Genomic DNA, 1,260 nt, shown 5'->3' with positions numbered 1-1,260 from the left:
TATATCAAGAATATATTTATGTTAATCAAATCCTGAGGATGAGAGAGAGAACGGAAGTTAATTTGCAATGAAAAAAAATAAATAGAAATACTCGGCAATTGGATTTAATATCCAAGCCGACATTGTAATGGAATACTTGCTTGAGTCTTTTAGATCTCCCTGCAAGGAGAGAAGTAAAGCGGAAGTCTCAGCCAAGTCTATCAACTTTAAGTGTCTTTATCGAGGCTGCAACCCCGATAAAGACTATGTAAAGCATGCTTTTAGTAAGGCTGCAACCTTCTAAAGGCTTGATCAAACTCATTTAACTAACTGTTTACAGCGTTTGGAATTCTACCAATCATCATGAAAAAATCAATTCTTTCATTCGTAATTGCAAGCGTGATCGCACCGATTGCAACTAGTGCTAATGCGGACACGGGCTCTTACATCACTACACCCGTTAATGTAAGCAATGCCCAGAGCAATTCACACAAAGCCATCGCAGAAATGAATCACTGGCGGAATGTCTATAATTCTGCGCCGGAAAGCGAACGTTCATATGCGGCATCTAAGCTTGATGCTGCCACCAGAGCAGCACAAACGGCAGTGATGGCTGAGAAGATTGCAATTAAAGATTGGCTGCATCCTCAGGCAGGATCGGAATCCGCATCTATTCATGATGATTCTTGGAAATACGCAGGGGAAATTCCAGCTAAATTTCAGAATGAAAATCCTGAACATAAAGCACCTTCAAATACCGTTGTAGCCTCTGTTCCTAAAGTACAAATTAATATAACTAGCCAGACGCCTGAGCAGAAATCACCTACTTCAATTACTCCAGAGATTTCTCCATCGGCTTCCCCTTCCCCGATGCCCAGCGCAGTACCAACACAACGTGCACCACATGCTAAGCCCGTTGCAGTGCCAGCACCTGTTGTAAAAATTGATACAGGCGCACCCTCAAATTACGCACCTTACGCAATTCCACAAGCCATCCCCACAGCAGGAGCTTACCAGGTTTCTCCGACTGAAATCACCGCTGTAGCTAAACCTGCAGCTATACCGTCGAAAGTCGAAGAAGAACAGATTCCATCTCAGATTAAGCCATTAGCGACTCCTGCAGCGGTACCTTCTAAACCTGCAGAACAGGCGGTGCCGGTTGCCGCACCTCAGGCCATCCCGGCTGCAGTTCCAAACGCGCCAGTTGTGACCGCTACTGTCACACCAAACCGCGCGCCGATCGCGACTCCTGCAGCGGTACCTTCTAAACCTGCAGAACAG

Annotated in this window: 1 protein-coding gene; it reads left to right on the top strand. The window is 45.6% G+C overall.

Features of this window, described 5'->3' with window-relative positions:
- Positions 1-342: 342 nt before the first annotated feature.
- Positions 343-1,260, top strand: a 918-nt coding sequence (locus tag URZ40_RS23105; RefSeq protein WP_407065523.1) for a hypothetical protein, incomplete at its 3' end; no start/stop codon positions are given.

The sequence above is a fragment of the Enterobacter sp. 296B2 genome (genome assembly GCF_034106185.1).
Taxonomy (GTDB): Bacteria; Pseudomonadota; Gammaproteobacteria; order Enterobacterales; family Enterobacteriaceae; genus Enterobacter; species Enterobacter cloacae_N.
Note: the sequence above shows the minus strand (reverse complement) of the source record. Positions and strands in the feature narration are given on the sequence as shown.